The organism is Streptomyces sp. CBMA152 (assembly GCF_014596475.1).
GTDB lineage: Bacteria > Actinomycetota > Actinomycetes > Streptomycetales > Streptomycetaceae > Streptomyces.
The window spans coordinates 643,661-670,189 of sequence record NZ_MECJ01000002.1 but is presented as its reverse complement, the minus strand read 5'-3'; the positions used below and the strand labels follow the sequence as shown (position 1 = coordinate 670,189).

Genomic DNA, 26,529 nt, shown 5'->3' with positions numbered 1-26,529 from the left:
GGATCGCACCCACCCGTCTGGTCGGAACATGGATACGTCGCTACCGGTTACCGATTGACCAGTCGTTCCAGTCCGTCGTGGTCGCCCCTACTGCAGCAGGCATCGCGTCGTACTTCGCCGACATATACCTGCCATAGCCGATGACGTTGCCCCTGGCACCGGTGGGAAGGATCTGCTTGAGGCCGCCGCCGATAAATCGGGATCCGCGTATTCCGATGGCCTGGGCGCCACGTCCGGCAAGTTTACCCAACCCGCCGCCCGCGACTCCGAGCCCGACCCCGACAGCCGCATTCTTGAAGTTCTGGCTGCCGAACCCTTCACGGCCCGCATAGATTCCCGCGCTGGCCACTCCGGTTCCCAGGGATACCGCTCCCAGCGCTCCAGCCACTGGCAACAGGAACCCGGTGGCGGCCAGGATTCCGGCGGCCGCACCCGTCACGGTACTCACCTTGCCCAGCACATCGGCCATTCCGGTCGATATCGCCGCGTTCCAGCCCCTCTTCATGCCACCGCCTATGACCGCCCCGGCCGATTTGGCCTTGGACCAGCCCCGCGAGGACTTCTGCTTGATGTAGTTGGAGGTCTTCTTCACCTTCTTGCTGAAGTACTGGACCTTTTTCTTCGCGTATTTCTTGACCACCTTGATGGTCCGCTTGATCACCTTCTTGGCGACCCGGGCCACCTTCTTGACGACCCGCTTCACCTTCTTCACCACCCTTTTGACGACCTTCTTGACCGTGGCCACCACCTTCTTGGTGGCCTTGACCACCTTCTTGGCGGCCTTCGTCACCGTCTTGACGGCCTTTTTGGTCGTCTTCTTCACCCAGTTCTTGATCTTTCCGAAGAAGAGACCGTCGGGGTCGGAGAAGGTGACCGGGTTGTTGTTGGCGTAGGCGTACGCGTTCATGCGCTGCGACTCGCCCCGGTCGACCATCGGGTCGACGCTGAGGAAACGGCCCAGCCTCGGGTCGTAGGCACGCGCGCCCAACTGGGTCAGGCCCGTGCTGTCCTTGGTGCCGTTGACGAAGCCCCGGTCGCCCGGCCAACCCCGGGCCGCCGCCGTCAGCGCTCCCGCGGCCGCCGCACCCGCACCCGCCGACACCGCCGCCCGGTCCTCGCCGAACGGGGCGAGAGCGCGGTGCGTGATGTCCTGGGTGGTGGCGTCCACGGCGGTGGTGGCAGTGCCGTGGTGATCGGCGAACAGGAACTGCACCTCGCCGCCCGTGCGGGCCGCGACCGGCTCGCCGTCGATCTCGTAGTAGCGGGTACCGGCCTTCTTGCCGTCGGCACCGAGCGTCAGCTCGTTCCCGCCGGGAAGGTAGAGCGTGGAGCCCTGGCCGTCCTTGCGGATCAGGCGATTTCCGTCGGCGTCGTAGGTGTACGAGGTGGTGGCCCCGCCCTTCTCCTCGACCGAGGCGAGCTGGTTCTCCGCGTCCCAACTCAGTTTTTGGTCACGGCCGTCGGTCTTGCGCGTGACGGTGTTGCCCGCGGCGTCGTAGCCGAAGGACTCCGTCGGCCCCGCCGTCGTGCCCGTCTTCGACTCGACCGACGTCAGCGCGGTCGGCTTGGCGCCGCCCGGCTTGGCGTAACCGTAGGAGCGGACCGTGTCGCGCGCGGTGTCGCCGCCCGTGTCGTGCCGGGTCTCCTGGGTGCGGTTGCCGAGCGCGTCGTAGCTGTAGGAGAGCCAGTACGGCTGCGGACCTCCGACCTTGTCCTTGGCCGGGGCCCCAGCGCAGTCGCTCTTGGACGTCCAGGCCTGGGTGAGGCGTTGCAGGGCGTCGGTGGCGAAGCACTGGGTGTCGCTGACCTTGGCCTGGTCCTGCCCCGTCTCGGTGGTGATCCGGGTGACGTTGCCCGCCGGGTCGTAGCTGTAGTGGGTGTCGTCGACACGCTGCGGCGCCATGGTGCGGTCCGTGGTGGCCCGCAGCAGTTCGCCGGTGTGCTCGTCGTAGGCCCAACTGCGGTAGAGGCGGCGCGCACTGTCGTTGTACTCGGTGCGCATCACCCGCCCGAAGGCGTCGTACGTCGAGGAGTTGACCAGGATCCGGCCGCCGGCGGTGAGGCCCTGGGCCTCGTCCCTGGCGTCGTAGCGGGTCACCACCCGCTCGGCGGGCAGGTCACCGATCGCGGGCTGCGCGATCTGGGTGAGCAGTCCGGTGTACTGGTTGTAGGCGAAGCCCCACTTGTACGTTCCGGCCAGGCCGCCCTCGGACGCGGGGATGACCACGTCCATGCCCTTGGGCTGGTAGTCGTCCGTGTAGCCGGTGATCCGCTGGGTGTAGACCTGATCGCCGATCAGCCTGCGGGCCTCGCTCATCTCGCCCTTGGCGGCGCTGTCGTACGTCCACTCGGCGAGCGTCCTGGCGCCCTCCTTCAGCGCCGTCTTGCGGCCCAGCACGTCGTAGGCCGAGGTGAGCGTCACGCCCCGGCCGTCCGTCGTGGCGACCGGTCGGTCCATGTCGTCGTACGTCGTGGTGCTGACCCCCTGGTCGGGATCCTCCGTGCGGACCTCGCGGCCGCGCGCGTCGAAGCCGTAGGTGCGGACGTTGCCCGCCGGGTCGGTAACGCGGGTGAGCGAACCCCGCTTGTCGTAGGCGTACTTGATCGACTGCGAGGTGGTGCGGTCCTGGCTGGTGTACTCCACGACCTCGGTGGTGCGGCCGACCGCGTCAGTGACGGTGGTGCGCGCCGTGCCGCCCTTCGGCGGGAACACGGTGGTGCGGTTGCCGTCGTACTGGGTGACCGTGCGGCGCGTCTCGTCGCCGTACTTCATCGCGATCACGTCGGTGGGACGGCCCGCGCCGTCGAAGACGGTGCGCAGCACGGCCGGCGCCTTGGTGTCGTCGGCCGCGACCAGCTTCCCGTCGGCACTGCCGGTGGCGTAGTACGAGTCGAAGGTCTTCCACTCCAGGCCGCGCGAGTCGTACTGCTTCTCCTCCACGACCCGCCCCTCACCGGACGCCGCGGGCTGCTGGGTCTGGCGCTCGCGCAGCAGACCGTCGTAGATCGTGTACGTGGTCTCGGTGTCGCCGTCGCTCCTGAGCGTGGTCTGTGTGACGACCGGCGGCGCGGAGCGCGAGACGGTGTACGTGTACGCGGCGCTCGGCGAGGTCAGGTAGTCCGCCTTGGGGCGGCCCGGCTCCCAGACCGAGGTCAGTCGGCCGAGGCCGTCGTAGGCGACGTCGGTGCGCTTGCCGTTGGCGTCGCTCTCCGCGAGCGGGTGTCCGCGGCGCGGGTCCAGTTCGGTGGCGAGCGCATGGCCCAGCGGGTTGGTGACGACCGTCCTGGTGGGCGCCGCCCCCATCGCCGGGGTGTACGCCGTGGTCATCTCGGCGTTCGCCGCGTCGGTGACCGTCAGCGGACGGCCGTGCACGTCGTAGGTGGTGCGGGCGACAGTGAGGAAACCGGTGCCCTTGCCGTCGTTCTCCTCTTCCGTGACCGTGTTGCCCTTGGCGTCGTACGTGCTGCGCTTCTCGGCGATCAGTTCGCTGCCGGGAGCGGCACAGGTCCCGGTGACCGTCTTCTCGGCGGACTCCAGGTCCACCATGTTGGCCGCGATGTTGGCGGCGGAACGCGCGTAACTCGTCGTGGTGCACGACTCGTCGCCGCTCTTGTCGAGGTCGCCGTGGTCGGTGACGGTGGCCACCATGCCGTACGCGTCGAAGGTGCGCTCGGCCTTGGTGCGCTGCCAGGTGCCGCCGGCGGCCGGGGTGCGGCCGCTCTCGCTCTGGACGCCGGTCTGCTCGGCGGCCAGCGCGGGAAGTCCGGGCCGGGCCCGGGTCGCGGTCGGACCCCGGCGCCACGGGATGGACGCCTCCTCGGAGACGGTCTCGGCGCCGTTGTAGGCGACCTCGGCGCGCTCCATGCCCGCGAAGGCCGGGTGATCGGTGCTCTTGACGCCTTCGTAGTCGGCGACTTCGGCGCCTTCGATGCCGCGGAAGTAGCGGGTTCGGGTGTCGATCTGGCGGCCGTCGGAGCCGCTGCCGACCAGGGTGCGGACCTCGCCGTAACCCCGGTAGTCGCTGCGGGTGCGGTATTCGGGCTGGGTGAACTCGTCCTCGCTCCTGGCCCAGGCCGCGCCCCCGAGGTAGGAGTAGGCGGTCCGCTGGGCCGGGGCCCCGGCGACGTGGTCGTTCTCCAGGATCTCGGTCACCACGTACTTGTGGAACCAGTCCTTTTTGGGCTTGTAATCGGCGGCCGGTGAGTCGGTGGAGGACCAGTAGACCGGATAGCAGCGGCGGGTGTTCGTCGCCTCGTCCGGCAGATCGCCGGGCTTGCAGTCGGCGCCGGAATAGGTGACGCCGATAGAGCCGCCGGTCTCGGTGTCGACCTGGTACACGCGGTAGCGGACGAGCGGCGGGATGCCGTCGCCGGTGGTGTCGACGCGGTTGGCGAGCTGTTGTCCCTTGAAGGTGATCTCGGGCAGCTTCTCGGGCTTGTCGCCGGTGTGGCCGGTGCGGGTGATGCCGGCCAGCCACAGCGCCGGGGTCGAGCCGTCGCCGGGATCGGGGAACTGATGGCGCAGGTCCCAGATGTCGACACTCTGGTAGCCGGAGCCGACCAGGGACTTCGTCGTGATCTTCGTCAGGCGTTTGGTCGTCCAGAACGTGGGCGCCACGTTGTTCTTGCAGTCGCCCGTGGTGCAGTGCTGGTCCACGGGGACGTCGGGCCAGTGCTTGGCGTTGGCGGCCGTCATCTTGGCGGGCGCGCAGTCGAAGGAGGAGTCCGCCAGGCAGCGTTCGGACACGTCGAACTCGACCTTGGCGGCTGCCGCATTGGCCCCGAAGACGTTGTCGGCGCGCAGGCCGTAGTCGATGCGGACCAGGTGGCCGCCGCGCGCGTACTCGGTGGGCGTGCCCTTGCCGGTCGTCGTGTTGACGTCGCGGGCGTAGCGGTTGGTCTCGGCCGCGTAGTAGTAGGCCGTGGCGTTGGCGTTGGGGTCGACGACGTAGTCGAGGTTCCACCGCCACGCCTGGTTCTGCCAGGAGTCCGCGAAGGCCGTCTTGTGTCCCGGCTCGCCCGCGTGGTTGCCGTAGACCGGCACGTTCCAGGTGGAGTTGGTCTCGGTCCTGCCCTTCTCCCAGCCCGGGAGGCGGTTGTAGCCGAAGTGGTACTGGGTGCCGTCGGTGGTGGTGACGCGCCAGTATTCGCCGTCGGCGTCACCGTTGCCGCGAGCGGTGTCGTTCAGCCGCTCGATACGGGTCCCGTCGTCGTCCTTGAGCTTCCAGGTGCCGGACGTGTCGTCCTTCACCAGCTCGTGGGACTGGCCGCCCAGCGACATGGTGGCATTGTCGCTGCGCCAGCACTGCTCGCCGTTCTTGGCCTTGTTGTTGCCGGTCTTGCCGTCGAACTTCATGTCGTCGTTGCACGAGGCGTTGCGGCGCTCGACGAAGTTCTCGGTCAGGGACCAGCCGTCGCCCACCCAGTTGGCCTGGTTGTTGGTGGCGGCGGTGCGGCCGTCCAGCGACTGCGAGCTGTAGCCGAGCGCCAGCTCGGGCTCCAGGCCGCCGGGGACCTGGGGGGTCTGGAGCTCGTAGGCCCAGGTGAATCCGCCCGACGAGGTGCCGGCGGCCCAGTTGCCCGAGGGGGTCAGAGGCGTGGCCTTGAAGTCGCCCCCGCCGCCCTGGGGTGCGGCGGTCGCGGCGAGGAGGGTGACGCCGGGGGCCGCGGCGAGCCCGGTGAGGGAACGCTTGGCGCGGGAGACGGGCTCGCCGCCGCCGGTGCCGGACGCGGGGAGCGCGACCTCGGCGGTCACCGTCTGCTCGTCGGTGTCGTTCGCCGTCTTCAGCGCCGTACCGCTGCCGCAGCCCGCCTTACCCGGGTCCTGAAGGGCGCAGCCGGGGAGCTGGGCGAGGGAGAGCCGGGAGGCCCAGCCCGCGCCGAAGACGTCCGCGAACTCGGAGTAGTCCAGGGTCAGTCTGACCTTGCCGGAAGCGTCCTTGGTGCCCTCGATGCCGCGTACGGCGATCAGAACGCCGTCCACGCCGAGCTTGTCGCCCGCCGCGCGGTCCAGCACCTGCACCTGCGCGCGCTCGGGCGCGGCCTTGGCGTCGCCCGCCGGACCGATCTCGACCGGCAGCCCCTTGGCCTCGGCCAAAGCGCCCTTGGCACGGGGGATGTTGACCTCGGCCGTGTCCGCCTCGGGCCACTCGGTGTTTGACGCATGGCGCCGGGCGTCGCGCCCCGCCTCGTCCACCCGGCCGTCACCGGCGAAGACGGACTTCACCTTGGAGACCGGTACGGGCTTGTCCTTCTCCAGCGCGGGAAGGGCCAGGCGGCTGGTGGCCGCGGCCGTCTCGGCGGTCAGGAAGCCGCCGATCACGAACAGGATGGACGACGCCGCCGTGACCCGGGCCTTCCGGCCCGACCACCGCCCCACGTATCCCCGTCTTCCCGAACTGCCGGACCGTTGAGTGAAAGCGCGCACGCCGCCCCCATGTTGAGGAATGTAACCGCAGCGACATTACGCACCCTTTACCTTCAGTCTGCCCACCGAAGGTCCCGAAACGATCAGGACCAAAGTCCTGGAGTGCTGCAATTCCCCGGGCCCATAGGTCCCGAATCGGGAAACCGACACCCCCGGTCACGCGCTGCGAAAACGCATCCATTACCTTCCCTTGACTCATTCATTTCCCATATCGACGCAGCATCGCGCCAATTGACACCCCTCGTGGACCGTCGGAAAGGGCCAGCCTTGCCCACTCCCCCATCGCCTAGCGGTAGAGCGCTCCTCCCCTGGCGCTCCCTGGTCGCCTGTGCCGTCGCCGCCGGTCTCACCGTCGCAGCCTCGGCGGGCCCCGTGTTCGCCGTGCCCGCGCCCGCCGCCGCTTCCCCGGCCGCCGACACCGTGCCGTCCCCCGGGGCTCAGCGCGCCTCGGAGCGGGCCGCCGACACGGGCAAGCCGGTCGAGGTGATCGCGGAGCGCACCGAGCTCTCCACCACGTACGCCAACCCGTCGGGCACTTTCACCCGCGAGACGCACGCCGTGCCGATCCGGGTCCGTCAGGCGGGCAAGCTGGTGGACGCCGATCCGACGCTGGTGAAGACGGCGGACGGGACCGTACGCCCCAAGGCGACGACGGTCGCCATGGAGTTCTCCGGCGGCGGCGACGCCCCGATGGCGACCATCACCCGCGACGGCCGCTCCATGACCCTCGACTGGGCGGGTGAGCTGCCCGAACCGAAACTCTCCGGGGACACCGCCACGTACGCCGAGGTACTGCCCGGCACGGACCTGAAGCTGCGGGCGTCCGTCACCGGCTACCAGCAGCTGCTGGTCGTCAAAAGCCGGGAGGCGGCGGCAAGTCCGGAGCTGAAGAAGCTGCGCTTCGCGCTGGACACGCACGGCGTCACCGCCAAGACCGACGCGGCCGGCAATCTCACCGCCGTCAACCCGGCGGGCCAGGAGGTCTTCACCGCGCCCACCCCGTCCATGTGGGACAGCTCAGGCGTCGCCGAGGGCCAGGCCCCGCCACGCAAGGCGCGCTCGCTGGACGCCGCGCTCGCCGCGCCGCAGACCAAGCCCGCCGAAGAGGCGCAGGGCTTCACTCCGGCGGTGGGCGCCAAGGAGACCACGATGCCCGCGAAGCTGGCGGGCGGCTCCCTGGAGATAGCCCCCGACCAGAAGCTGCTGACCGCGCCCGACACGGTCTTCCCCGTCCACATCGACCCGTACGTCTCGGGCGCCCGCAACAACTGGACGGCCGTCTCGAAGAGTTACCCCACGACGTCGTACTGGAACAAGAGCGACAACGTCGCCCGCGTCGGCTACGAGAGCGAGACCCGCGGCACCTGGCGCTCGTTCTTCACGATGGACGCGCGCAACCTGCACGACGCCGACAAGCAGATCGTCAAGTCGACGTTCCGCATCAAGAACACCCACTCCTGGTCCTGCACCAAGAAGCCGGTCGAGCTGTGGGACACCGGCACCATCAGCTCCGCCACCACCTGGAACAAGCAGCCCGGTTGGTCGAACAAGCTCGCCACGGTCACGGACGCCAGGGGCTGGGGCACCGGCTGCCCGGCGGGCAACCTGGAGTTCGACAACACCGCCAACGCCAAGAAGGCGCAGAACAACAAGTGGCCGACGATGACGCTGGGCCTGCGGGCCAGTGAGTCCGACACCCTCGGCTGGAAGAAGTTCGACGCCAAGACCGCCGTCGTCTCCACCGAGTACAGCACCCCGCCGACCGTCCCCACGGGCATCGGCACCAGCCCGGCCACCCAGTGCAACGCCAGCCCGTACGCGGCGGTCGGCAACACCGACGTACAACTGTACGCGAAGGTCGTGGACGCCGACGGTGGCACCGTCAAGGGCCACTTCCGGGTCTGGCCGACCGGCGCGACCACCGGCAACATCTTCGAGCAGACCGTCTCCGTGACCAGCGGCACGGTCGCCCGGGTGACCGTGCCCAAGGCCAAGTTCGCCGACCGCACCTCCTACTCCTGGCAGGTGCGCGCCGCCGACGACCGCACGGCGTCCGGCTGGACGGACGTCTGCCGCTTCACCGTCTACAAGGACCGCCCGAGCCACCAGCCCGGTGTGAGCTCGCCGCAGTTCCCCGACGGCGCCGAGGGCTGGCCCGCGAACACCTCGCCGGTCCGCACGGAGGGCGTCTTCACCGTCACCAACGGCGGCGGCAAGGACATCGCTTCGTACGAGTACTGGTCGACGATCGACGCCAACATACGGACCGTGCAGGCCGCCGCGATCGGCGGTGACGTCACGATCAGACTGACCCCGGCCAAGGCCGGCCCGCACACCCTGAACGTGCGCAGCCTGGACCGGGCGGGCAACCGCTCCGACGCGCGCGGCTACCTCTTCTACGCCAACGGCCCCGCCACCCCCGACAAGGCGGGCGACATCAACGGAGACGGCCACCCCGACCTGTGGGCGGTCGACGGCGCGGGCACCCTCCAGCGCTTCTTCGGCGACGGCACCGGCAAGGCCACGAAAACCGCGGACCCGGCCTCCGCGCCCGGCGCCTACAAGAACGCGCGGATCACGGCGCGCGGCGACTGGACGGACGACCACTTCGAGGACCTGCTGGCCCTGATCCCGGACGCCACCGAGAAGCGCGACCGCCTCTGGATCCACCCGAACGACGGGACGGGCGCGCCCGACGTCTCCGAGCGGCGCGAACTGAACGTCTGGGACGAGGAGAACGCCCACTTCCGGGGCGCGGAGCAGATCCTGGCGATCGGTGACGTGGACGGCCCGCTGGACCTGGACGGCGACGGGGTCATCGGCCCCGATGACCGCCAGGCGTACCCAGACCTGATCGTCAAGAAGGGCGACCACCTCTGGCTGTACTTCGGATCGTCCTCCGGCTACCTGGACGAGTATCTGGAGCAGCCGCCGGTCCTGCTCGGCGACGGCGGCTGGTCGAACTACGACCTGATGGCGCCGGGCGACCACACCGGCAACGGCCGGGTCGACCTGCTGGCCCGCGCCAATTCCAACGGCGACCTGCACCTGTACGAGGGCACGGGCCCCGATGGCCAGGGCCTGGGCACCGCCCACCAGGTGATCGGCAACGGCTGGACCCCCGCGAACCGCCCGCTGATCACGTCCGTCCCGGACGTCACGGGCAACGGCAAGTCGGGCGTCTGGGCCACCAACGCGGACGGCGAACTGCACTTCCACCCCGGCGCCCAGGGCGCGGGCATCCCGGCGGGCCCGGGCTTGAAGGGGTACTTGGCACTGGGCTGAGGCACCTGGCGAAAGCAGCGAGTGTGGCCCCAACTGTGGAGCAGTTGGGGCCACACCGATTCACTGCGCCTGAGCCGCTGCGCCCTGGACCCTCCGCTGGTCGGGCCCCCTGTCGATCTTCAGGTCGCCGCGGGTCAGTGTGCGGCCGAAGTCGCCCGCGAGCAGGTCGTGCGGGACGCCGAGTCCGATCGCGCCGGCCTCGTCGAGGCGGGCCAGTTGGGCGGCGGTGAAGTCGACCTCCAGGGCGCCCAGGTTGTCCTCCAGTTGCGCGGGGGTGCGGGCACCGATGAGCGGTGCCGTCACGCCCGGGTTCTGCAGGGTCCAGGCCAGCGCGACCTGGGCGGGTGTGCGGCCCAGCTCCGTGGCGACCTCCTTCACGACGTCCACGATGGCGAAGTTGCGATCGGTCAGCGCGCCGTTGGCGATGGTCACGCTTCTGCGCGTGCCGTCCTTCGATGCGATGTTCGTCGCGGTCAGGTCGTCACGGCTGTACTTGCCGGTGAGCACCCCGCCGGCCAACGGCGAGTACGGCATCACCCCCAGCCCCATCTCGCGTGCCATGGGGATCAGGTCACGTTCCGCACCGCGCTCGATCAGGCTGTATTCGATCTGCAGCGCGACCAGCGGCGACCAGCCGCGCAGGTCGGCGATCGCCTGCATGCGCGACACCTGCCAGGCCGGGGCGTTGGAGATCGCCACGTACAAGACCTTGCCCTGCCGGACCAGATCGTCCATGCCGCGCAGGATCTCCTCGACCGGCGTCGTGAAATCCCACACGTGCAGATAGAGCAGATCGATGTAGTCCGTATTCAGCTGTCGCAGACTGGCTTCCACCGACGCGAACAGGTTCTTGCGGTGACTGCCCCCGGAATTGGGATCGCCGGGCCGGCGCAGCGTCGTGTATTTCGTCGCCAGCACCAGGCTCTCCCGGTTGTCGCGGGCGAATTCGCCCAGCAGGCGCTCGGAACTGCCGTTGGTGTAGGTGACGGCGGTGTCGATGAAGTTGCCGCCGCGCTCGACGTAGAGGTCGAACAGCTTGCGTGCCTCGTCCCGTTCGGCGCCCCAGCCCCAGTCGGTGCCGAAGGTAGCCGCGCCCAGGGCCAGTGGTGAGACCCGCAGCCCGGAGCGACCCAGCAGCCGGTAGGTGTCGAGGGTGAGGGACATCGCGTCCTCCTGTGCTTGTGGTCCGTTGCCGAAATCGAGTCTGTGACCGCTGCGAGCCGGGGATAAGGGAAGGAACTTCCTGGGAACAGCAGTCCTACCCATGGCTGTTGGACCGGGCATGACGATCCGCACCGTGGACACGACACAGGAGTTGGCCGCGTTCCTGCGGGCCCGGCGCGAACGTCTGGACCCGCGTGATTTCGGGCTGCCGTCGCGTCGACAGGCCCGGCGCACTTCGGGACTGCGCCGCGAAGAGGTCGCCGAACTGGCCGGGGTCAGCGTCGACTACGTCGTACGGCTGGAACAGGGCCGCGGACTGCGACCCTCGGCGAACGTGGTGGAAGCACTGGCCCGGGCGCTTCGCCTGACCCCCGACGAACGCGCCTACCTCTTCAACCTGGCCCGGCAGCGCCCCCGCGACGCCGACGAACCCGCCACCGTCGCGGCGCCGCCGCTGGCCCGGCTGGTCGCCGACCTGTCACCGCTGCCCGCCATGCTGATGAACCACCGCTACGACATCCTGGCCTGGAACGGCGAAATGGCGCGGCTGCTCCTGGATTTCGACACCCTGCCGCCCGCACAGCGCAATGCGATGTGGCTGTGCCTGATGCGTCCCGAGATGCGTGAGGTATACGTCGACCGCGAACGCGTCGTGCGGGAGGGGATCGCCCACTTGCGCACCGCGTGGGCCGCACATCCGGAGGATCGGGCGCTGACGGACCTCATCACTGAATTCACCACGCATGACGAGGACTTCGCCCGGTTGTGGTCCGAGCGGGATATCAAGGTCAACGGCCGTGGACGCAAGGTGATGCGGCATCCTGACATCGGTGTGATCGCCGTGCAATTCGAAGTGCTCATGCCGCTTCAGGATCCGGACCAGCAGTTGGTGATCTACCGCGCCGCGGACGACGAGAGCTGGTCGGCACTGGACCGGTTGCGCGCACGCTGATCTCGAACTGTCCCTTCGAACGCGCGCGGTGAGCGGTCGCGGCCGGATAGATGTACTTGACGTCCCCGCGCTGTACCAGTGGACTTCTGTGCGGCCGAACATCGACCATGTCGATTCGGGGCTTCAGGTCGCCACGACCGCTGATTGGGAGGTGCCATGTCGCCCGTCGACCCTGCTGTCGAGAGGCTCGTTGTCGCCGCACATGACCTTGCCGAGGAGGCCGTCACCTCACTGGTCGAGAGCGGTGATCCTCGCGTGGCCAGGCTGGGTCGGGCGATCAGGGATCTGCGGCGCGACAACCTGCCGCGTGCGGACAACACGATGTTGGACGGGGCGAGTGTCATCGACCCGGTGACCCACGATCCGGCCTGGTAGACCCTCGGCGCCCGACCGGCGCTCTGTCGACGCGTGCGGGGCCTGGCACCATGCTGCCGCCTAAAGCAGGTGATCAGAAGCTGAACGGAGAGTCCTTGAACGCGGAGGCAGCCGGGGCGAGGGTACTCGTCACCGACCTGGACGGAACCTTGCTGGGCGGCCGGCCGCACGACCGGCGTCGTCTCCGCGAGACTCTGGAGCGGCATCCCGAGATCGTCGTCGTCTTCGCGACCGGGCGGAGCCTGGAATCGGTCCAGGCTCTGTTACGTGATGACGCCCTCGTGCCGTTTCCTCGCTGGATCATCGGTGATGTCGGGGCGAGCGTCGTCGACGCCACGCGCATGACGCGGCTCGAAGGCCTGGAGGAGCGGCTACGGGCGGGCTGGCCGGGTGCCGAAATCGTCCGCGGGGCTCTGCGACGGTTCCCGCAGTTGGTGTACCAGGATGTGCCCCAGGACGGCCGGTGCTCCTTCTATCTGGCTCCCGACGGCCTCACCGACGAGGTGAAGACGGCGGTGAAGGAGCTGGGGTGCTCCTGGTCGTACGCCTCGGGGCGCTACTTCGACGTGCTTCCCTGCCGGGCGGGCAAGGGGCAGGCAGTGCGGTTGCTGGCCAGCATGTTGGGGTGGCCCCGGGAGGCGATGCTCGTCGCCGGGGATTCCCTCAACGACCTTTCGCTGTTCCGCCTGGGCACGCATGGCGTGGTGGTGGCGAACGCGGAGCCGGCACTGGCCGCGCGCGTGCCCGCAAGCGCGTTGGTCGACGCGTCCGATCTGCCCGGCGCGGCCGCCATCACGCAGGCGATGGAGCGCCGGGGCTGGCTCGATCGGCGGTCGGTGGTGGTCGGCTATCACCGGCCGCCGGTGCACTGGCGGGACGGCCGGTGGCTGGCACCCTCCAGCCCCAACGGGGTCCTGCCCACGCTTCGGGCGTCGCTCGCCGATGAGGCCCTGGACGCCGTGTGGGCAGCGGCCCACGTCGGCGAGACGCGGGCACCGCGTCCCCCTTCCTCGGCCACCGGTGGCCTGAGACTGTCGCTCCTACCGGTGAGCGAGGACCGGTGGGCCGGTTACTTCCACCGCGTCTGCAAGGAGACGCTCTGGCCGGCGCTGGTGGCCCAGCCGCATCTCATCCAGGACAGGACCGGAGACTGGCCGGAATACGAGAAGGTCAACGCCGCGTTCGCCGACCACATCAGCTCCCTCGCCCGTCACGGAGCCACGGTATGGCTGCATGACTACAACCTGTGGCTGGTACCGGGCATCCTGAAAATGCAACGCCCGGATGTGACCATCGGGCTGTTCCACCACACCCCTTTCCCCCCTCCCGACGTCTTCCGTCGTATCCCCGCGGCCGAGCGGCTGCGCGAGTCACTCGCGATGTTGGACTGGGCCGGGTTTCACACCCAGGACTGCGCGGACCACTTCCGCCGGCTCCTGGCAGACACCACAGCTTCCCCACCGCGCACCGGGGTCCACCCGCTCGGCATCGACCACCAGGCCGTCGCCGCCCTCGCCCGCACCCGTAGACCACAGCGCGAGGACGCAGACGCCCAGTTGGTCCTGTCCGTGGAACGGCTCGACTACGCCAAAGCGCCCGTTCACAAGATTCACGCGCTGGCCACCCTGCTCCAGCAGAACCCCGGCCTGCGCGAGCGCCTGCGGTTCCGGCTGATCTGCCCACCACCGGCGACCGGCATCCGCGCGTACGACGCGACCCGCGCGGAACTGGAGCAGGCCATCACCGCGGTCAACGACCGCTGGAGCACGACCGCCTGGCAACCCGTCGACTACATCCCCCACAACCTGGACTTCACCGAGATCATCGACCACTACCTCGCCGCGGACATCTTCTGGGTGGCCTCGCTCGCCGACGGCATGAACCTCACCGCCCAGGAGTACGTCACCGCACGCGCCGCCACCGCACGCCCCGGCGTTCTTGTCCTCTCCCGCCACGCGGGAATCGCCCAACACCTGGCAGGAGCAGCGGTCCTCACCGACCCCCACAGCCCGGCCGACCTCGTGCGCGCCCTGCGCACGGCCCTGACCATGACCACCGAACAACGCCGCAGACACATCACCCACCTGTCGGCCCTGATGCGCTTCCCGGCCCCTGCCGCATGGGCACGCCAGGTGATCGCCGCGATCCGAGCGAGTGCGGTGTAGTGCGCGCATAGCACCCAAGCGTCGGGCGGAGAGCCCCTCAACGGTGGGGCATACGTACGCCCGCGGCACGGAGCTTGGCCTCGGTGAGCGCAGTCAGCCGGGCCGCGACCGGAGCCTGGTCCTCGCGGTGGTTGTTGATCAGCTTGTACTGGGCCGAAGACCTGGCCCAGGTCTGCAGGTTGGCGTGATCCACCTGCGACGCGAGGTAGCGGTCGGCCATGGCGGTCGCGAGTTCCTCGATCCTCGGGTCGTCGAGCTCCCAGCTCTCCGCCTCCAGGCCGCGCCGGGTGAGGTCGACGTACTCGGGGTCGTCGAGCCCCTGCTCCAGCTGGGCCAGGAAGCCGTCGAAGCCCTGCGGCACCAGCGCCCGGGCCAACACCAGGGCCTCGCGTTGCGCGGCCACATAGTCGGGGCCGAAGCCGAGGCCCGACATCCGGTCCAGAGTCGCGCAGGCGCGGTCGGGCAGCAGGGCCCGATCGCCGTCGGCGAGTCGGTGCAGCGTGTCGCGGCGGGATACCAACTCATCGATACGTTCGGTGAGTTGATGCTCGACATCGGCGAGCGCGGCGCCGAACTGTGCGGCGTCGGCGTCGAGCATGGGCCCGATCTCGGCCAGCGGCACGCCTGCGGCGGCCAGCGTCCGTACCTGCACCAGCTGCAGCAACTCGCCGGATCCGTACCGCCGATAGCCGGAGCTGTCGCGTTCCGGCTCCTCGACCAGGCCGAGCTTGTGGTAGTGCCGCACCGTCTTCACCGTGACGCCGACGAACGCCGCCGCCTGCCCGATCGTGACTCCGTTCCTCATCAGCCCAGCTTGCCGCAGAACACCGCGTCGACAAAACGCTGTTGGGCGGCCAGGAATGCCGGCGCTATCGCCAGGTCGGCGTCGTCCACCCAGGTCAGCCCTGCGGTCAAAGTCCTGGCGCCGTCGGGTGTGGCGTACATCAGCGCCGCCGAGCCCATGGTGGCGCCGTTGTGGTGGAAGACGGTGCCGCTGTCCGTCTCCTGCGCGAACACCCCCAGGCCGTAGCCGACCGTCGCCTCCGGCGTACGCATCTCGGCCAGCAGCTCGGCCGGCACGAGCCTGCCGCCCATCAGCGCGGAGAAATACGTATGCAGATCCTTGGTGGTCGAGATCATGTCACCGCCGGCGCCGACCCAGGACGGGTTCTGCCGGGTGACATCGACCGTCCGCTCCTGCCCGGCGTCATCGTAACGGTAGTAGCCGTGGTTGTACGGCTCGGGGATCTCCGGCGAGGTGCCCGGCGCCACGGTGCCGGTCATTCCCAGCGGCCCCAGGATCAGCCGCTGCAACTCCTCGGCGAACGAACGGCCGGTGACCTCCTCGACCACCAGCCGGGCCAGCACGTAATTGGTATTGGCGTAGCTCCAACCGGTACCCGGCGCAAACCGCCCCGGCTTGGACAGCGACAGTCGGACCAGCTCTTCGGGCAGGTAGGTCTTGAACCGGTTGTCCACCCACTCCTTGCCGCGCCAGGGGATCCCCCACTCGATCCTCCCGTCCTCGTAGAGCTCACCGGTGTGGTTGAAGATCCCACTGGTGTGCTGCAACAGCATCCGCACGGTGATCCGCCGATCGAGCCCGAACCCGGGCAGGTAGTCATCGGCCGGAACGTCCAGGCCGATCCTGCCCTCGGCCACCAGCATGAGCACCGAGGTCGCCACGAAGTTCTTGGTGGTGCTGCCGATACGGAAGTGCCCGTCGGTCACCGGCTCGTCGCTCCGGCCCAGCTCACGCGCCCCGGCGCTGCCAACCCACTCGCCCCGCTCGTCGTTCACCCGCAACTGGACCCCGACGAAACCGGACGCGACCAACTCCTCGATCGCCTTCTGCAGCTCCGGACGATCCTGCCCCTGGCCGGAAACAGTGGTGGACATGATGGTTGACTCCTTCGCATCGTTGTCGGCGCCGTGCCGATGCGATGAGCCTCCACCCTGACCCGAGGTCAACCTCAACTGTGATCTGACCCACAAGGGAAGGGGCTCGCGGCACGGGCACGAATATCCGTGTGCGGCCGGTGTCGTGTCACGGCAGGATGGGCGGATGGATCAACCGTCGCCCGTCCCGCCCGCTGTTCCGTCCGAAACGGGACCAGCACGCGTCTTTGCGCAGGCTGGTCATGGTGTACGCGTCGAGTGGGGCCCGGTGGGGGCGGAGCGGCTGGCGGGTGAGGTCGCCTGTCTGGTGGTTGTCGACGTGCTGTCGTTCACCACGTCGGTGACCGTCGCGGTCGAGGCGGGGACCCGGGTGTTCCCCTATCGCTGGCGGGACGAGTCCGCTGCGGTATTCGCCGAGCAGGTGGGCGCCGCTTTGGCGGTGGGACGGCGTGCGGTGAGCGAGGTTTCACCGTGGTCGCTGTCTCCGGCCGCGCTGCGACGTGCCCCGTTCACTCCGCGGCTGGTGCTGCCGTCGCCCAACGGGTCGGCGATCGCCGCCGCGGCCGGTGACGACGTCACCGTGGTCGCCGCCTCGTTGCGGAACGCGACCGCTGTCGGACAGTGGCTGAGCGCTCACGGTTACGGGACCGTAGAACATCCTGTCGGAGTGATTGCCGCGGGTGAACGCTGGCCCGACGGCAGTCTCCGGCCGGCGCTTGAGGACCTGCTCGGCGCCGGAGCGGTGATCGCCGAGTTGCTTGCGCTCGGCGGTGAGTTGCCTTCGCCAGAGGCGGCCATGGCCGCGGTGGCCTTCACCGGGACCCCGGATCCCGCCGCCGCTGTCACCTCCAGTTCGTCCGGGCGCGAGCTCGGTGAGGGTGGGTTCGCCGATGACGTCGCTGTTGCCACGGAGTTGAACGTCAGTCATGTGGTGCCGGTGCTCACCGACGGCGCCTTCGTCGGCGTCGGCTGATCACCTGGCCTGCTGGACCCGGCCGGACCGTAGCCGGCTGCCCAAGCCTCTTCTCACGCCGGTCCGGACCGGTGATCCGCCCCGAAGGTTGCACACAGCCATCGGTCAGGGCTTTTGGAGCTGGAGGCGGAAGTCGGGGCAGACGTCGGGGTCGAAGTCCTGGTAGAGGTCCGTGCGGGTGCTGTCGATGCCGATGGTGAGTTTGTCGAGGGTGTCGCCCTTGAGGAACAGGGCGGGCTTGGTGAAGTGCAGACGCAGCAGCGCGCGGTCGTTCGACGCCGTGGCCGGCTCGATCTCCCAGGTGCCGGAGCCGTTGAACGTGTTGCCCAGCTCGGCACGGTGGTAGTCGCCGGTGGGCCACTTCTCCGCCCGCATGGCGCCGCCCGAGGACAGCGTGAGGCGCACTCCGTCGGCCTCGTGCGCACCCTCGTAACGTCCGACCAGGTCGCCGGGCGCAGCGGACTTCACGGGGACCGGGACGCAGCGCTTCAGGGCGTCGGAACCGCAGGCGGTGAGCGTGGCGGCGAGGACCACGAGGGCGGCGACGGCCCCGAGAGCGCGTCGGGAATGGTGGTGCACGGTGCTACTTCCCTGCTGCCGGGATGCGTTCGGTCCAGGTCATCTGCTGTCCGATGGTGGAGAAGACGCCGTGCTCCCGGTTCGTCTTCTTCAGCCAGTCGTAGTAGCCGACGAAGTGGAGGAAGGATTCGTTGCTGGTCTTGTTGTTGAGCGTGTACTCGACGACGAGGGAGCCGTCGGGGTCCTGGCCCTTCACCGAGTAGTCGAGGGAGTACGAGCCGACGAACGCCTCGCCCAGGTGGTCCGGGTCGCCGGTGGCGATCGCCGGTATGTCGGTGAGGACGAGCTTTTCGAGGGCGCCGACCTTTCCGCCCTTGGAGATGGAGTAGCTGACGGTGCCCTCGTCGTTCCCGTCCGCACGCCAGTTGGCGAGGGTGTCCGCCCGCAGCTGCTTCATGCTCACGCTGGACTTGATCAGCTCGGTCATCCGGTCGCCGTCGTGGTATTCGCGTTCGCCGCGAGTGGCGAGCCCTGGAGGGACGGGCCCTGGAGCGGCGGCTTGAGGAAGGGCGAGCCGGTGAGCGGCGGGCTCGGACGCAGAGGGACCGGGGTGAGGGGGTCCACGTAACTGTCGGCGGGTGGGGCCTTGGTGATACCGGCGAGCCATTCGGAGTGGTGCCGCTTCAGCTCGTCCGGCGACAGCGGTAGCTGGGACGGTTCGGGGCTTTGTCGTCGCTCATACGGAATCCCCAGTGTGGTGCACGTGCGCTGAGCAGCCTACCCGCTGGTGAGGGATGGGCTCATGACAAGCCGCGCCGGTGGTCACGCGGCTGCGCGGGTGGGGGCGAGGCCGCGCTGAGGGGTACGCCCGCGAGAGCCACCGACACTGACAACCAGTCAGGCACACCAGACCGGACCAGCTGTCCCCACCACCCTCGGCCGAACGACCTCTTCCCCGGCCCGCTGCCCATTGGGGACCAAAGTCCCGGCCTTTCGGGACCTTCGCCGCACAAAGGGCCAAGCGGGGCGAACAGATGATGGGGTGTTTGATCAAGACGGTCCGGCCCACTGGCCCTGCCCGGGACCCGGCCCGTCACCCCGTCCCCGAGAGCGAACACTTCATGAGCGACCAGTACCCCCACCCGTACGGCCCCCCGCAGCCCGGCTCGCTGCCGCCCGCCCCGACTCCGTACGGCTACGACCCCTACGGCCGCCCGTACTCGGAGAAGTCGAAGATCGTCGCGGGCGTGCTCCAGCTCTTCCTCGGCACCTTCGGCATCGGCCGTTTCTACACCGGCCACGTCGGCATGGCCCTCGCCCAGCTGTTCACCTGCGGTGGGCTCGGCATCTGGGCGCTGATCGACGGGATCGTGTTCCTGGTCAGCAACAACAAGACCGACGCGCAGGGGCTCGTGCTGCGTGGCTGACCACGCCGTTCCGGAAGCGGTGCCGGGGGACTCCCTCCCCCGGCACCGCTTCCGTGTGCACCCGGCCGTGCTGCCCGCCGCCGTCACCCTCGCCGGTGCGGCCGGCCTGCTCTACCTCCACGGCCACAGCCCCTACGACCCGGGGCAGGCGCTGCCCCGGTGCCCGTTCCACTGGTTGACGGGGCTCAACTGCCCGGCCTGCGGCGGCACTCGGATGACGTACGAGATACTCCACGGCGAGTGGGGCGCCGCATTCCGCGCCAATCCCGTCGTCTTCGTCGCTCTCCCCTTCGCCGTCGTCGCGTACGGCCGCTGGGCAGCGGCCGGTCTGCGAGGCCGGCGCTACCGGTTGCCGATCGGCCCCCGTGGAGCCGCGCTCATCCTCACCACGGCGCTGGCCTGGACGGTCGTCCGCAACATCCAGGGCCGCTGACACCACGCTCCTCACGCCGTCTTTGGACGCCCGGCGGGTTTTCAACTCCGTAACCCGGGGCGCTACTTGTAGGTGAAGCGGGGCTGGCCCCCGAGCGAGCGAGCCGAAGCGGTGGGACATGGCGGTACGCCGGTCGAAGGAGCCCGGGCGTGGGCCGGGGGCGCGCGGGAGGCCCGGTGCGTCCCGGCTCAGCCTTGTCGGCGGTGAGACGTACGCCGACTGGGAGGCGATCTACCGGGACAACGTGGACCGGATCTACCGGGTGATGTTCTCGAAGGTCGGCAACCGCGCCGACGCCGAGGACCTCACCACCGAGGTCTTCCTCGCGGCGCTGCGCCCGTTGCGGACGTCGGCCACCGTCCCCGAGGTCCGCGCGTATCTGCTGGCGACCGCGCGTACCGTGCTCGCCTCGCACTGGCGGCGCGTCCTCGGCATCGAGGTCACCCACCTGCCCGAGGAGCACCCCCAGCAGGAGCCGGATCCCGAGGAGGCCCCCTCCGACGTGCCGCGCCGTGCCCGGAGCATCCTGGACGCGCTGCCCGACCGCTACCGTCGCATCCTCGAACTGCGTTTCCTGGACGCCAGTTCGCTGAAGGAGGCGGCCGCGGAGCTCGGTGTGACCGTCGGCAACGCGAAGGTGCTCCAGTACCGGGCGCTGCGGCACGCCGCGCTGGTGGCGACCCGGCTGGAAGAGACGGAGGGGTGACGGTGGACGACGAGGCCGAGAAGTACATCGAGGCTCTGCTGCGCTCGCGCCGCCCCAAACCGTTCCGGGCGCGTCCCGAGGACGCCGCGGAAATCGCCACGGCGATCACCCTGCGCGCCGCGCGCCCCGGTGCCGGTGCCCCGAGCGAGGAGTTCGTGGCCGCTCTGCACGAGCGCCTGGCGGCCCAGCTGGACGAGGATGGCCACGTCCCGAAGGGAGGCACCCGCAGAAGGTTCGTCCGGGGCGCCTCGCTCGCCGCAGCGGCCGCCGGCGCCGCGGTCCTCGTCGATCGCACCCTGCTCCAGAACCCCGAGGAGAGCGCTCCCGAGGTGTCAACTCTCCAGCCAAACGTGGGTAGTTGGCACACCGTGGCCACCAGTGACGAGCTGCCGCACGGCACTGTGCGCGCCTTCGACACCGGCGCCGTCACCGGGTTCGTCGCCCGCCTCGACGGGCGGCTGCGCGCGGTGTCGGGGGTCTGTACGCACCAGGGCTGCCGCCTGGTGCTCGACCGGGCGGCCGAACGGCTCGCCTGCCCGTGCCACAACTCGGTGTTCGCGCTCACCGGCGAGGTGGTCCACCACCAGTTCGACCGGCCGTTGCCCGCGCTCCCCCGGATCGCCGTACGGGAGGCGCAGGGCGCGGTGCAGGTGTACGTGCCCGTGGGCGGCGGCGTAACCCCGTCGCCTATCCAAGGGTGAGCCCCGCGAGCGGCGGGGCCGGCACACGGTCCGTATCAGAGGGGCCGGAACAAAGGCCCCGTCTTCTGGACGGGCCGGACGGGGGAATCCAATGCGAACAGCTGTGATCCGGCGCCGAGTCGCCCAGCGGGGCGCGGTGTTCGCTGCCACAGCCGCAGCGCTGGGGCTGCTGGCCTCCTGCGGGACGTCGACGAATGCCGGGAACGGGGGAATGAAGATGTCCGGCATGCCCGCGTCGACGACCCAGCGGGGCTCCGCGACGGCCGGAGGCGGCGGTGGAACGCCCGCCGCCTCCGCGCCGTCCTCCACGGTCACCGCCGTCGCCGTGAAGAGCTTCGCGTTCGCCCCGGCGACCCTCACCGTCTCGGTGGGTACCACGGTCACCTGGACCAACGCCGACGACGAGCCGCACACGGTCACCGCCGACCACGGTGGCCCGCTCCACTCCCCGCCGCTCGACACGGGCGGGGTCTACCGGTACACCTTCACCAAGGCCGGCACCTATACGTATTTCTGCACCATCCACCCCTTCATGCACGCCAGCGTGGTGGTGCGACCGTGAACGCCGACTCTCCACACCGTATGACACGTCGTCAACTTCTGCGCCACTCGGCCTGGTTCGGCTCGGCCGTCGTCCTCACCGTGGCCGGGGGCGAGGTCTACAGTCACGTGGCCGGATCCAGCGGACACGAGCAGAAGACCAACGGCCCGGACACCCTGACGTTCGCGCAGCTCAGCGACAGCCACCTCGGTTTCCACGGCACGGCCAACCCCGATGTCACCGACTCGTTCGCACGCGCCGTGGACCAGGTCAACGCCCTGCCCGCACGCCCCGACTTCGTGATGCACACCGGTGATCTGACCCATCTGGCCACACCCGGCCAGTTCGATCAGGTCAAGCAGATGATGAAGGGACTGCACGGCGGCTCCACCCACACCGTCCCCGGTGAGCACGACGCCATCGACGACGCCGGCCAGAAGTACCGCGCCGCGTTCGGCGCGGGCAGCCGCGGGGACGGCTGGTACAGCTTCGACATCAAAGGCGTGCACGTCATCGCCCTGGTCAACGCTCTCAATCTCAAGAAGCTCGGCCATCTGGGCACCGATCAGCTGGACTTCGTCCGCAAGGACGTGGCCGGTCTGTCCGCCGACACCCCGATCGTGGTCTTCAGCCACATCCCGCTGTTCGCGATGTACCCCAACTGGGGCTGGGGCACCGACGACGCCGTGCAGGCGCTCGCGTATCTGCGTCGCTTCTCGTCCGTGACCTGCCTCAACGGCCATGTGCACCAGCTCTTCAGCAAGGTCGAGGGCAATGTGACCTTCCACAGCGCCACCACCACCGCCTACCCGCTCCCCCATCCCGGCGACGGGCCGGCCCCGGCTCCGGTGACGCTGCCCGCGGGCAAACTGCGCCAGGCGCTCGGCATCCGAGAGGTGCGACACCAGCGGGGCGACAAGACGCTGGCCGTGACGGACCACTCCCTGGCCTGACGAACCCCGTTCGGCCTCGACCACGAGGCCGAACGGGGCATTTCGGTGACCCGATCGCTGCGCACGGCTCCCCGTTATGAAATTTGCCATTCAAGATCTTGATGTTTGTTCATCCCCATGCCAGATTCGGCGCAACCCAACCTGGGTCAACGGCGGAGTCCGTCCTGACGCGCCGGAACAGCTGCGGGGAGAGGTCACCACCATGCCTGTTCAACACACCCCCGGGGACCGCCTCGCGATGGAGCGGCGGACCATCGAGGCCGTCCCGGAGACCGAGCGGCACGGCACGCCGCTCAGCCAGTTCACGCTGTGGTTCGGCGCCAACATGCAGATCACCGCCATCGTCGACGGCGCCCTGTCGGTCGTCTTCGGCGCCGACGCGCTCTGGGCGATACCCGCGCTGCTGATCGGCAACATGCTCGGCGGCGCCGTGATGGCCCTGCACTCCGCGCAGGGCCCACGGCTCGGCGTACCGCAGATGATCTCCAGCCGCGCGCAGTTCGGCGTCTACGGCGCGGTCCTGCCACTGCTGTTGGTGATCCTCATGTATCTCGGATTCGCCGCGACCGGCAGCGTGCTGGCCGGGCAGGCCATGTCCAAGCTGCTGCACATCGGCACGGACGCCGGGATCCTTGTCTTCGGGGCGCTGACCACCGTGGTCGCCGTCACCGGCTACCGCCTCATCCACATCGCGGGCCGCATCGCGACCGTCGTCGGCGCGCTCGGCCTCGGCTATCTGCTGATACGGCTGTTCACGCAGTACGACGTCGGCGCGCACATCGGCAACAAGGGATTCGAGGCGTCGACGTTCCTGCTCGCCGTGGGACTCGGGGCCGGCTGGCAGCTGACCTTCGGCCCCTACGTCGCCGACTACTCGCGCTATCTGCCCCGCGACACCAGCACCCGCGCGACCTTCTGGTCCACCTTCGCCGGTTCCGTCATCGGATCCCAGTGGTCCATGACGCTGGGCGCACTCACCGCGGCCGTCGCCGGCGACGCGTTCCTGCCCGACCAGGTCGGCTTCCTCGGCGATCTGGCGGGCCCGGCGTTCCTCGCCTTCCTCATCTACCTGGTGATCGTGGTCGGCAAGCTGACCGTCAACTGCCTCAACGCGTACGGCGGGTTCATGTCGATCCTGACCACCGTCACCGCCTTCGACCGCCGCTCACGCATCTCGGCCGCCGTACGCGCCGCCTACATCGTCGGCTTCATCGCGGTGTCCATGGTCATCGCGCTCGCCGCCAGCGACGACTTCCTGACCAACTTCAAGAACTTCGTCCTGCTGCTCCTGACCGTGTTCACCCCGTGGAGCGCGATCAACCTGGTCGACTACTACCTGCTCTCCCGCGAACGCGTCGACATCCCCGCCCTGTACGACCCGGACGGCCGCTACGGGCGCTGGAACGTCACGGCGCTGACCTGCTACGTCGTCGGCGTCGCCGTGCAGATCCCGTTCCTGGCCACCAAGCTGTACACCGGCGCGCTCACCAAGAAGCTCGACGGCGCGGACATCTCGTGGATCGTCGGGCTGGCGTTCACCTCGGCGCTGTACTGGCTCTGGGCGCGGCGCACCGTCAACCCGCCCTCCGAGACCGTCCACCCGGCCGCGATCGAGAGCAGCGACCGGGCGGCGGCGCCGACCGACTGACCCTGCGTCATGTCGCAGGCGTCACATTCGCCCACAGGGCGGCGGCGTCGGCCGAGAGCGGTGCGATCGCTCCGACCGACGCCTCGTCGTCGCCGTCCCACCACACGCCCTGACCAGTTGTCAGGACAAGTCCGGGTGTGGCGGTCTGCCAGCGGCCACGCAGCACATAGAGCACCCCGGAGTGTCCCGGGCGCGGTACGACCGGGCCGTCGACCCGGTCCAACCAAGCTGTCCAACTGCCGCGCCGCACCATGAGGTTGAGCACCCGGCACGGCCCGCCCGGCAGTTCGGCGACCAGCGCAAGGTCGCCGGAGAATGCGAACGGCTCCCCCGCACGCACCAGCAGCCGGTCGAACACCCCCGGGCACGTCAGCCGCACACCGTCTCCGGTCAGCAGAGTGAGCGTACGATCCACGCCCTCGAACGCCGAGAACGGCCCACCCCGACTGATGTCGGCGACACTCGCGCGCCACCCGAACTCGTCGGCGCCCGCCGGCCGCGAGGTGATCTCCCTGGTCGTACCGCCGCCGTTGCGCCACCGGCCCGCAGACAGCGTCTCTACATCGAAGTGGTGCATGGATGGGCTCCTGAGCTGCGTGAAGTTCGGGTACGGATCACACCGTCGCCACCAGCGTACGGAGCAAGATCGCGATCCGTGAAGCCCACGCCCGACCCCGGTCCGCTCAGCCCACGACGGGACCCACCGACGGCAGATAACGCGGTGCGCGCCAGGCCCCCAGCCGCTGCTCCACGGCGGCACCCAGCGACAACAGGCCGACGTCCTCGCGATTGCCCGCCATCAGCAGCAGGCCCACGGGGAGTTCCCCAACGGATCCGGCGGGCACCGACAGCGAGGGGTATCCGGCGACGGCTGCGGGGGTGGAGGACGGGATCACGTCGTTGTCCCCGCGGGCGCAGTCGGTCGTCCAAGCAGGCGGGTTCGTCGGCGCGGCGATGGCGTCCAGGCGGTAGGTCGCCAGCGTCTCGTCGATCGAGCGCCGGGACAGGTCCGTCAGCTCCGCACGCATGGCGCGGTACGTCGGGTCGGTGGTGGGCGGCGCGGCGAGGGCCTGCTCGAACAGTTCCTGCCCGGCGAAGCAGGTCTGCTCCTGCGGGTGAGCGCGGATGAAGGCGATCAGCGCGGCCAGGTCGCGAGGCCCGTTGCGCGTGGCGAGGTAGGCGTCGATGTCCCGGTGGAACTCGCTGAGCAGCGCCGGGAATTCGAGCTGGGCCAGCCGGTCCTGGTACGGGAGCGTCACCTCGACGACCTCGGCACCGGCGTCGCGCAGTTTCGCCGCCGTACGGGTCATCACGGCATCCACGTCGGCGCCGAGCGAGGGCAGTCGCCACAGCCCGATGCGCTTGCCCCGCAGACCGTCCTGGCGTGCTTCCTGTTCGTCCAGCGCGCCGAGGGCCGACCGGCCGGTGAGGCCCATCGAGCGATCACCGGTGAGCACGGACAGCGTGAGCGCGGTGTCGATGACGTTGCGCGCCATGGGCCCGGCGGTGTCCTGCTCGGCGGAGATCGGCACCACTCCCCGCTGGCTCACCAGGCCGAGGCTCGGCTTGAGGCCGACCACGCCGTTCATCCCCGCCGGACAGACGATGGATCCATCGGTCTCGGTGCCGATCGCCACCTGCGACAACGACGCGGCGAGCGCGGCGGCCGAACCGGCGGAGGATCCACATGGATTACGGTCGAGGACGTACGGGTTGTGGGTCTGCCCGCCCACGGCCGACCACCCCGATGTCGGCTTCGCCGCCCGGAAGTTCGCCCACTCCGACAGATTGGTCTTGCCCAGGATCACCGCCCCCGCCTGCCGCAGCCGGGTCACCGCCACGGCGTCGTGGGCCGGTGGTTTACCGGCCAGCGCGAGCGACCCGGCCGTGGTCGGCAGGTCCCGGGTGCCGACGTTGTCCTTGAGCAGCACGGGGATGCCGTCGAGCGGCCCGCGCAGCTGGCCGCTGCGCTGCCGGGCGTCGCTGGCCTCGGCCTGCCGCAGCGCCGACGGATCGGTGTACAGCACCGCGTTGATCTTCGGGTCGACGGCCTCGATCCGCCGCAGGTAGGCACGGGTCAGCGCCGACGACGTCAGAGTCCCCCTGTCCCTGCGCGCCTGTAACTCCGGGATCGTCACCGTGTCCAAGTCGATTCCCCCAAGAGACGACGTTCCCGGCGACGGCGTGTCAAAGGGGCCGACGCCTTGCGCGTTCGACCCCGGCGCGCCCGCCAGCATCGACCCGGCGACCAAAGCGGCGATCAGTGCACCAACTCTCATCATTCTCATGGGAGTCAGCGCACTATACGCCTACCGTCCGACGCAAGGGCACCCCCGGCCGGACGGCCGAACAGCAGGAAGC

At 69.5% G+C, this 26,529-nt stretch carries 20 protein-coding genes; 12 read left to right on the top strand and 8 right to left on the bottom strand.

Annotation, left to right across the window (positions count from 1 at the left end; translation table 11 throughout):
* Positions 1–40: 40 nt before the first annotated feature.
* On the bottom strand, positions 41–6,379 hold the full coding sequence (locus BG418_RS03965; protein ID WP_317453486.1) for an RHS repeat-associated core domain-containing protein: 6,339 nt from the start codon (positions 6,377–6,379) through the stop codon (positions 41–43).
* A gap of 315 nt (positions 6,380–6,694) precedes the next feature.
* Between BG418_RS03965 and BG418_RS03960 the strand changes: the two genes are divergently transcribed.
* Positions 6,695–9,712: a VCBS repeat-containing protein gene (locus tag BG418_RS03960; protein WP_223184246.1), complete on the top strand. Its 3,018-nt coding sequence runs from the start codon at positions 6,695–6,697 to the stop codon at positions 9,710–9,712.
* A gap of 60 nt (positions 9,713–9,772) precedes the next feature.
* Here the strand turns inward: BG418_RS03960 and BG418_RS03955 are convergent, their stop codons facing one another.
* Positions 9,773–10,876, bottom strand: a complete 1,104-nt coding sequence (locus BG418_RS03955; protein WP_188272217.1) for an aldo/keto reductase — start codon at positions 10,874–10,876, stop codon at positions 9,773–9,775.
* A gap of 151 nt (positions 10,877–11,027) precedes the next feature.
* On the opposite strand from BG418_RS03955, the gene BG418_RS03950 reads away from it, so the two are divergent.
* From BG418_RS03950 to BG418_RS03940, 3 genes are all read left to right on the top strand, one after another.
* On the top strand, positions 11,028–11,828 hold the full coding sequence (locus BG418_RS03950) for a helix-turn-helix transcriptional regulator (RefSeq protein ID WP_262928540.1): 801 nt from the start codon (positions 11,028–11,030) through the stop codon (positions 11,826–11,828).
* A gap of 156 nt (positions 11,829–11,984) precedes the next feature.
* Positions 11,985–12,203 (top strand): hypothetical protein, encoded by a 219-nt coding sequence (locus BG418_RS03945; RefSeq protein WP_188272215.1) that lies wholly within the window; start codon positions 11,985–11,987, stop codon positions 12,201–12,203.
* 95 nt (positions 12,204–12,298) lie between these two features.
* Positions 12,299–14,368, top strand: a complete 2,070-nt coding sequence (locus tag BG418_RS03940) for a trehalose-6-phosphate synthase (RefSeq protein WP_223184244.1) — start codon at positions 12,299–12,301, stop codon at positions 14,366–14,368.
* Between the two features lie 37 nt (positions 14,369–14,405).
* Here the strand turns inward: BG418_RS03940 and BG418_RS03935 are convergent, their stop codons facing one another.
* Together BG418_RS03935 and BG418_RS03930 are read right to left on the bottom strand one after the other, a co-directional pair.
* Complete coding sequence (locus BG418_RS03935; RefSeq protein WP_188272213.1) at positions 14,406–15,173, bottom strand: MerR family transcriptional regulator; 768 nt, start codon at positions 15,171–15,173, stop codon at positions 14,406–14,408.
* Positions 15,173–16,267 (bottom strand): serine hydrolase, encoded by a 1,095-nt coding sequence (locus BG418_RS03930; RefSeq protein WP_188272212.1) that lies wholly within the window; start codon positions 16,265–16,267, stop codon positions 15,173–15,175. Before BG418_RS03930 ends, BG418_RS03935 begins: the two co-directional genes overlap by 1 nt.
* Before the next feature lie 166 nt (positions 16,268–16,433).
* On the opposite strand from BG418_RS03930, the gene BG418_RS03925 reads away from it, so the two are divergent.
* Positions 16,434–17,240, top strand: coding sequence for a 2-phosphosulfolactate phosphatase (locus BG418_RS03925; protein WP_188272211.1), 807 nt, complete (start codon positions 16,434–16,436; stop codon positions 17,238–17,240).
* Positions 17,241–17,345: 105 nt separating this feature from the next.
* Here BG418_RS03925 and BG418_RS03920 read toward each other — a convergent pair whose 3' ends face one another.
* Complete coding sequence (locus BG418_RS03920) at positions 17,346–17,819, bottom strand: hypothetical protein (protein ID WP_188272210.1); 474 nt, start codon at positions 17,817–17,819, stop codon at positions 17,346–17,348.
* Positions 17,820–17,823: 4 nt separating this feature from the next.
* Positions 17,824–18,246, bottom strand: a complete 423-nt coding sequence (locus BG418_RS03915) for a hypothetical protein (protein WP_188272209.1) — start codon at positions 18,244–18,246, stop codon at positions 17,824–17,826.
* Between the two features lie 634 nt (positions 18,247–18,880).
* Between BG418_RS03915 and BG418_RS03910 the strand changes: the two genes are divergently transcribed.
* From BG418_RS03910 to BG418_RS03880, 7 genes are all read left to right on the top strand, one after another.
* A complete protein-coding gene (locus tag BG418_RS03910) occupies positions 18,881–19,186 on the top strand; it encodes a TM2 domain-containing protein (RefSeq protein ID WP_398997456.1) in 306 nt (101 codons plus the stop codon).
* The gene (locus BG418_RS03905) at positions 19,179–19,619 is read left to right on the top strand and encodes a DUF2752 domain-containing protein (RefSeq protein ID WP_317453485.1); all 441 of its coding nucleotides are present in this window, start codon (positions 19,179–19,181) and stop codon (positions 19,617–19,619) included. The genes BG418_RS03910 and BG418_RS03905 overlap by 8 nt, the downstream gene beginning before the upstream one ends.
* 118 nt (positions 19,620–19,737) lie before the next feature.
* Positions 19,738–20,325, top strand: a complete 588-nt coding sequence (locus BG418_RS03900) for an RNA polymerase sigma factor (RefSeq protein WP_188272207.1) — start codon at positions 19,738–19,740, stop codon at positions 20,323–20,325.
* A 2-nt stretch (positions 20,326–20,327) separates the two neighbouring features.
* Positions 20,328–21,026 (top strand): Rieske (2Fe-2S) protein, encoded by a 699-nt coding sequence (locus BG418_RS40715; RefSeq protein ID WP_188272206.1) that lies wholly within the window; start codon positions 20,328–20,330, stop codon positions 21,024–21,026.
* A gap of 91 nt (positions 21,027–21,117) precedes the next feature.
* Positions 21,118–21,588: a cupredoxin family copper-binding protein gene (locus tag BG418_RS03890; protein ID WP_188272205.1), complete on the top strand. Its 471-nt coding sequence runs from the start codon at positions 21,118–21,120 to the stop codon at positions 21,586–21,588.
* A gap of 20 nt (positions 21,589–21,608) precedes the next feature.
* On the top strand, positions 21,609–22,520 hold the full coding sequence (locus tag BG418_RS03885) for a metallophosphoesterase (RefSeq protein ID WP_188272204.1): 912 nt from the start codon (positions 21,609–21,611) through the stop codon (positions 22,518–22,520).
* A 202-nt stretch (positions 22,521–22,722) separates the two neighbouring features.
* Positions 22,723–24,168, top strand: a complete 1,446-nt coding sequence (locus BG418_RS03880; RefSeq protein WP_188272203.1) for a cytosine permease — start codon at positions 22,723–22,725, stop codon at positions 24,166–24,168.
* Positions 24,169–24,175: 7 nt separating this feature from the next.
* Here the strand turns inward: BG418_RS03880 and BG418_RS03875 are convergent, their stop codons facing one another.
* Both BG418_RS03875 and BG418_RS03870 read right to left on the bottom strand, forming a co-directional pair.
* Positions 24,176–24,745, bottom strand: a complete 570-nt coding sequence (locus BG418_RS03875; protein WP_188272202.1) for a HutD family protein — start codon at positions 24,743–24,745, stop codon at positions 24,176–24,178.
* A gap of 106 nt (positions 24,746–24,851) precedes the next feature.
* The gene (locus tag BG418_RS03870) at positions 24,852–26,456 is read right to left on the bottom strand and encodes an amidase (protein ID WP_188272201.1); all 1,605 of its coding nucleotides are present in this window, start codon (positions 26,454–26,456) and stop codon (positions 24,852–24,854) included.
* Between the last annotated feature and the right edge of the window lie 73 nt (positions 26,457–26,529).